Origin of the sequence: Chitinimonas sp. BJYL2, assembly GCF_027257935.1 — a bacterium.
Classification (GTDB): Bacteria; Pseudomonadota; Gammaproteobacteria; order Burkholderiales; family Chitinimonadaceae; genus Chitinimonas.
In genome coordinates, this window is sequence record NZ_JANZKW010000004.1 from 399,613 (window position 1) to 406,271 (window position 6,659).

General features: G+C 53.5%; 7 protein-coding genes. 6 read left to right on the forward strand and 1 reads right to left on the reverse strand.

The features are described from left to right. Positions 1 to 140 precede the first annotated feature (140 nt). The gene (gene pmbA, locus O9X62_RS13890) at positions 141 to 1,586 is read right to left on the reverse strand and encodes a metalloprotease PmbA (RefSeq protein ID WP_269533507.1); all 1,446 of its coding nucleotides are present in this window, start codon (positions 1,584 to 1,586) and stop codon (positions 141 to 143) included. Between the two features lie 29 nt (positions 1,587 to 1,615). Between pmbA and yjgA the strand changes: the two genes are divergently transcribed. The 6 genes from yjgA to O9X62_RS13920 all read left to right on the forward strand — a co-directional run bounded on the left by yjgA (position 1,616) and on the right by O9X62_RS13920 (position 6,459). Further along, positions 1,616 to 2,233 carry a ribosome biogenesis factor YjgA gene (gene yjgA / locus O9X62_RS13895; protein WP_269533508.1) on the forward strand — a complete coding sequence of 206 codons (618 nt, stop codon included), beginning with the start codon at positions 1,616 to 1,618 and terminating at the stop codon, positions 2,231 to 2,233. After that, entirely contained in the window at positions 2,230 to 2,799 is a 570-nt protein-coding gene (mog, locus tag O9X62_RS13900) for a molybdopterin adenylyltransferase (RefSeq protein ID WP_269533509.1), read from the forward strand. The genes yjgA and mog overlap by 4 nt, the downstream gene beginning before the upstream one ends. A gap of 636 nt (positions 2,800 to 3,435) precedes the next feature. Beyond that, positions 3,436 to 4,716, forward strand: a complete 1,281-nt coding sequence (locus O9X62_RS13905) for a hypothetical protein (protein WP_269533510.1) — start codon at positions 3,436 to 3,438, stop codon at positions 4,714 to 4,716. 61 nt (positions 4,717 to 4,777) lie between these two features. Beyond that, the gene (locus tag O9X62_RS13910; protein ID WP_269533511.1) at positions 4,778 to 5,107 is read left to right on the forward strand and encodes a hypothetical protein; all 330 of its coding nucleotides are present in this window, start codon (positions 4,778 to 4,780) and stop codon (positions 5,105 to 5,107) included. Positions 5,108 to 5,217: 110 nt separating this feature from the next. Continuing rightward, positions 5,218 to 5,874 (forward strand): hypothetical protein, encoded by a 657-nt coding sequence (locus tag O9X62_RS13915; protein ID WP_269533512.1) that lies wholly within the window; start codon positions 5,218 to 5,220, stop codon positions 5,872 to 5,874. 99 nt (positions 5,875 to 5,973) lie between these two features. Continuing rightward, complete coding sequence (locus O9X62_RS13920) at positions 5,974 to 6,459, forward strand: DUF4844 domain-containing protein (RefSeq protein WP_269533513.1); 486 nt, start codon at positions 5,974 to 5,976, stop codon at positions 6,457 to 6,459. Positions 6,460 to 6,659 lie beyond the last annotated feature (200 nt).

Genomic DNA, 6,659 nt, shown 5'->3' on the forward strand with positions numbered 1-6,659 from the left:
GCCTGCAAAGCATCAGCAGCGCGTCATGGAAACCCGCAGCAACGCGACAACTATCTCGCGCGCGTGCACAGGTCCGGGCACACCAGGAAAAGGCCCCGGAGAACATGGCGCCGGGGCCTCGCGGGTTTGCTGGGGCCGGCCTACTCGCCGGCCACCGTCATCCGTTCAATCAGGATCGACCCCACGCGCTTGCTGCCCCGCGTTTCCACATCCGAACCGATGGCCACGATGGACTGGTACATCTCCTTGAGATTACCCGCGATGGTGATCTCCTCCACCGGCCAGGCAATCTGCCCGTTCTCGACCCAGAATCCGGCCGCGCCGCGCGAGTAGTCACCCGTAATACCGTTGACACCCTGCCCCAACAGCTCGGTCACGTACAGACCCGTACCCAGCCGCTGCAACATATCGGTCAGATCACCCGCCGTCGGGGTCACGATCAGATTGTGGTTGCCGCCCGCATTGCCCGTACTTTGCAAACCCAGCTTGCGTGCCGAGTAGCTACCCAGGAACCAGCCATTGAGCACCCCATCGGTAACGATATCGCGGCGTACACAGGCCACGCCCTCGGCATCGAAACTCGAACTGCCGAAACCGCGCGGTACGAACGGGTCTTCCACAATCTGCACCAGCGGCGAAAACACCGGCTTGCCCAGTGCATCGAGCAGGAAGCTCGCCTTGCGATACAGGCTGCCACCCGACGCCGCCGACACAAAGTGGCTGATCAGTCCTGTCGCCAGGCTGGCATCGAACAGGATCGGGTAGTCCCCCGTCTTTACACGCCGTGCATTCAGCCTCGCCACGGTACGCTCACCCGCACGACGGCCGATGCTGGCCGCATCCTCCAGATCTGCCGCGGCACGCGCCATGCTGTACCAGTAATCACGCTGCATGGCCTCGTCTTGCTGCGCAATCACTGTCGCCGCAATCGACTGACGCGAACTGCGGTTCACGCCCACAAAGCCGTGCGAGTTGGCATACACAGATTGCCCGATATGGGCCGACACACTGCCCCCCTCGGAGTTGCGGATACGCGCATCCACGGCCATGGCGGCAGACTCAGCCGTACGCGCCAACTCAATGGCCGCCTCTACCGGCAAATCCCAGGGGTGGTAAAGATCCAGATCGGGGAACGCCGTGGCCAAACGGGCCGGGTCCGCCAATCCCGAGGCACTGTCTTCCGCGGTATTGCGGGCAATCGCCAGCGCTGCACTAACCGTCTGCGCCAATGCCGCTGGCGAAAAGTCCGATGTCGACGCATGCCCCTTGCGCAGCCCCGAATACACGGTCAGCGCCACGCCCTTGTCGCGGTTGTATTCAATGGTTTCAACCTCGCCCAAGCGCACCGTCACACTCTGACCCACACTCTCGGATACATCCACCTCGGCACTGGTCGCCCCCTGCTTACGGGCCTCGGCCAGGATCGATTCGGCCAGCGCACTGAGTGCATCAGGGGCATGGGAAAAACCGGCATCGCGGGAAACGGTCACAGGCTTGTACTCGGCAAAGTAGATAAGCGGCGCAACAAACGCACCAGCAAAAAACCGCACGCCAAAGGGGCGGCGATTGGGGTCGTCCGTTATCATATCAGTCAACCTACAGACGGACGGACACCATGGCCCGCAAGCACCACCACGACGAGCCCGAAGACGATTTCATCGACACCGCCCCCGAGGCAGATTACGGCGATGAAGAAGAAGTCGACATCATCAGCAAATCGCAACTCAAGCGCGACTCGGAAGCCCTGCAGGCCCTGGGCGTGGCACTGATCGACGTTCCCACCAGTGCGCTGGCCAAACTCGACCTGCCCGAAGAACTGGTCTCCGCGATCAAGCTCGCGCAAAAAATCACCAGCAACAGCGCCATCAAACGCCAGCGCCAATACATCGGCAAGCTGATGCGCCAAATCGACCCGGCACCGATCCAGGCCCTGTTGGCAGACCTGCGTGGCGACAACGATCGCAAGACCGCTTGGCTACATCAGGTCGAACGTACCCGAGACGAACTCCTGGCCGACGACAAAGGCGTCGCCGAACTGATCAACACCTTCCCCCACATCGATATCCAGCAGCTACGCCAGCTGGTCCGCAACGCCCGTGCCGAGCGTGCAGCCCAGAAACCACCCAAGCACTATCGCGCCCTGTTCCAGTTCATCAAAACGCTGTACCCCGAACCCAGTCTGGTGCCAGAAAGCGAAGCTGCCGATGAAGAAGCGGATGAGGACAAGGCATGACCACCACGCTGCGTATCGGCCTTGTCTCCGTGAGTGATCGCGCCAGCCAGGGCATCTACGAAGACAAAGGCCTGCCAAGCCTGCGCGACTGGCTCGCTAGCGCAATCAGCACCCCGTATGAACTGATCGAGCGGCTTATCCCTGACGAGCAGGCGCAAATCGAAACCACCCTCAAAACCTTGGTCGATGACGAGGGCTGCGGCCTCGTCCTCACCACCGGAGGCACCGGCCCAGCCCCCCGCGACGTCACCCCCGACGCCACCTTGGCCATTGCCGACCGAGACATGCCCGGCTTCGGTGAACAAATGCGCCAGATCAGCCTGCGCTTCGTCCCCACCGCCATCCTCTCCCGCCAAGTCGGCGTCATCCGCAAACAAAGCCTGATCCTCAATCTCCCGGGCCAACCCAAAGCCATCCGCGAAACCCTGGAAGGTCTCAAGGACAGCGGAGGCAATCTCATCGTCCCCGGCATCTTCGCCGCCGTCCCCTATTGCTTGGACCTCATCGGCGCAGCGCATCTCGACACACACGAACAAGTCATCAAAGCCTTCCGCCCGAAGCGCTAAATAAGTCCGTTGAATACCCAAGACTTCACCCATTTGGGCTATGACAAGCGACAGCTCACCGCGCTACGCTTGCAAGCACATCATGCCCACAGCACTCCACGCATGCCGCGACGCTTTCCCCCACCCCATTAGGATGCCTAACATGCAACAGAAAGGCGCACGCCAAGGCCACACAAGGGGAAGTCGTCTGTATGAGGGTCATGTTAGGCATCACGGCGACGTGATTGATCACGTCAATTAGGATGTCTACTTAACGTTAGGGCCCTACATGGCAACATCAACGCTTCCCTCAGAGGAACAAAGAATTGCTCTGTGCGACTTGATGCATAACGCATTTGTCGAGCTGAGATATCTTGAAGGTGATCAAGCTCATGATCTGGCTTATGCATTTCACAATCTTCCCAAAGAAATATATGGATGGGGAAGCTGGAGTAGTGAGGGGTTAATTGCCAGATTGCGGTATTACCAAACTAAGCATCAGGGAAATATAGGGTTTAACTATGTCGAAGCTGCAGAAAAAATCTTCACGCCCGGCCCCTAACCTTTCGGTCAACGTGACAGCCCAAAGCTGCGCTTTGGGTTCCCTCCGCTGCTTCGCAGCTCCGGCTGCACGTTACCTCCAACGTTAGACAAGCCATGCCAATCTGCAGCTACTGCGACCAAGACAAAGCAGCCACTCGGGAACACATAATTCCAAGTTGGTATTACCAGCATGACCCTAGCCCGGACGATGTTGGTTTCATGGAGAGGGCTAAGGGAAAAATTGTTAAAACGGAACTCGTCATAAGAGACGTTTGTGGTGATTGCAACAATGGTTCGCTATCCGAACTTGACGCTTATGGCAAGGAGCTATTCCTTTCACATCTAGCCCGATACGTCTTCAAAGACTCGAGCGAATCTCTTTGTTATGATTATGAAAGACTTGTCAGGTGGCTTCTAAAGATTTCGTATAACTCCGCCAGAGCGCACGATAGCGACACAGAAATTCTCGCGCAGTACAAGAAAATTATACTGGGCGAGCAGGCCCTTCCTGCGAGCGTGATTCTGCGACTAAGAACAATAGCTCCCGCTACACACGGCGTGTATGCCGTATTTCCAGCAAACAAAGACTCTGTAATCGCGGATCGTCCTGCATGGTTCCGGGTGGGAGTTTTTCGCGTCAAAAAATTTGACAGCATGTACTGGGCGTTTCGCCATATAACAATCAATTCATACAGCTTTCTTCTGTACGTTCCAGATCTTTCTTCTTCGCATGCATCATCAGAGGCAGACTCGCTAATGAGTGCAGTAGCGGCAGAGAACGACGGCTCGATTCTCATCAACTCGACAGGGAGGCTCGTCGTTCCAGAGCCAAGAATCGATTCTATTAGCTTCAACATGAATCACATAGGTCAATTTCCGATCACTTACAAAGTTGTCGAAAGCAATGTAATAAAAACAGCATTGGATAACCAATTCGGACTCGTCAATTATTGGATCGACCGAAAGGACATTGAAGAGCAGAACATTTCCAACGCGCTAGCGTTCCTAAATGATCTGACTTCCTCTAGGGAAGTCTGCATGGGCCTAAAGGAAAGGCTCGAATTATCGGTACACGGTTACAATGATGACTCAAGAGAAATATATGAGATTCCGGAGGTCATAGCATTTTTGAGAGCTTTGAATGAAGCTTGGCCCTATTGGATGCTCTTTCAGCACCCAGAGTTCACGTGGTTACAGGTCATGGCTGTTTGCCTTTGCAGCCCAACCCGGACTAAAGATGGCAAAGTTGCTTTTGATCATGAAGAGATGTCCGAGCTTATGACAAAGTGGTTCTGCTCACTGAACGAACTTTGCCACAAGTTTGCAATAAGCCTGACCGTGAACAAAAGAGTTTCCGCGCAAGCTCAAAGTATTCTTACAAAAGGGCTTGTCTAACAATTCATTCAAGCCGACGCCGCTTCGCGGCGCAGCTTAATTCAGACGTTAGAGCGCTCGCATGCCAACCGAAGTCATCACTGAATTCACGCTAGTTGGTCAGCGACCTGGCGAGGCTGAATTCCCAGTTCATCTGACGATCACGAAGCCAATTCCTAGTGAGAAAATGTCTCCGGCTTGGGAATGCTCCATTTCCGCCGCCCAGCTCTGGGAAACACCTTTTACAATTTACGGTGAAGATTCATTTCAAGCACTTTGCTTAGCGTGCAGACATTCTGTTCAAATTCTTGATTCATTCACTGCTCATCGCGGCACACTCAAATATCCAAGCGGCGAATCGTTCGAGGCTGGCGTTTTCGGGTTTAAATTGCTGGGTGGCAATGCACCATGACACAGCGCTCTAACCTTTCGGTCAACGTGACGGCCCAAAGCTGCGCTTTGGGTTCCCTCCACGCCTGCGGCGTTCCGGCCGCACGTTACCTCCAACGTTAGGAATTACCGATGTCTCTCGCCTCGCAACCAGATGACGATGACAAAGACGATGCTCCTGATTCAAAGGCACTCCCTTTAGTTTTGCCTAGGTCATACAAGTGGCTACTCACAGTTATGTCGCTTAGCTTGGCTTGCTTTGTCCTCAGTTTAATAATTAGTGCCAAATCCTCACCAGAAGCACTGTCGGCACTATCTGGAATAAGTCCGGCTAGCCTATTAATATTCTCACTTGGCACCCTTATATTTGCCTGGACGCCATGGGAAGAAATTGGTTTGTCCATTACAAAAGTCGGCCCCATTGAATTTCAAAGAATTATTAACAAGCAAAGTACTGAGCACGCCCAAGAGATTGCTGACCTTGGCAGCAGAATAGAGGCGCTAGAAAACCACATTCATAAAAACAATGCAGGCGCCATTATTCAGGAGGTTTTTCTTGCTCCCAGCGTAAGTGATTTACTATTAAAATTTCTTTCGAGCAACTCTCACAAGGCGTTTTCACCCCAGAGAATTCGGTATCTCAGCAGTTTCAATTCTGAATTTTCGCCACTCACTCAATACGAAACTCCCGTAATTCGAAGAACCCTACAGAAACTCGTAGCCAGTGGGAATGTAACCACCACTGTAAGTCGAGATGGAAATACGCTTTATAAAATGAAAAATTCCTAACCTTTCAGTCAACCTGACCGCCCAAAGCTACGCTTTGGGTTCCCTCCATGCCTCCGGCATTCCGGCGGCAGGTTACTTCCAACGTTAGGTGCTTCCAAATTGAAGCTCTTTGCTCTGAAAATTATTGTTGCCCTATTAGTTATCTTTAGCCTTGTAATCACAGCGGGCCTCACCGGTATCACATTTGCCATCTGGCCAACATCTATCAGTGACCACGAACTAGAAATTTCGACAGTCACGATTGATAAGTTGAAAAAACTGCGACTTGAGCGAAAGTTCGATGCTGATCAAGCTAAATTCTATTTCGGAGCCCCAAATGAATTAGCTCGTGCTGCAGCCCAATCTTCGGTTGATGCAGTTATTGATATCTTGTTACAAACTTTGCCAAGCAATCCGAGACGTGCCCTAGTACTCCAAACCTTTAAATCGGCGCTCGCAAACTTCCACTCAGCAGAGTCAGAGGAACGTGACCGGTTGTTGCAGTACTTTGAGCAAATCATGATCATTGTGGGCATAGAAAATTCAGGTGAGCTGTTTAATGTATGGCGCTATGGCTTTCCATATGGCTGGTTCCTACGCACCTAACCTTTCAGTCAACCTGACTGCCCAAAGCTTCGCTTTGGGTTCCCTCCGTTGCTGCGCAACTCCGGCAGCAGGTTACTTCCAACGTTAGAAATTGCCGATCACCGACGCATGCAGACCTTGCAAATGATTACCGACACTCGCTCTGGGCTTGTTCAGATCAGTGAGATTGGGCTTAAGCTAGACATACCCTTGCTACGTGA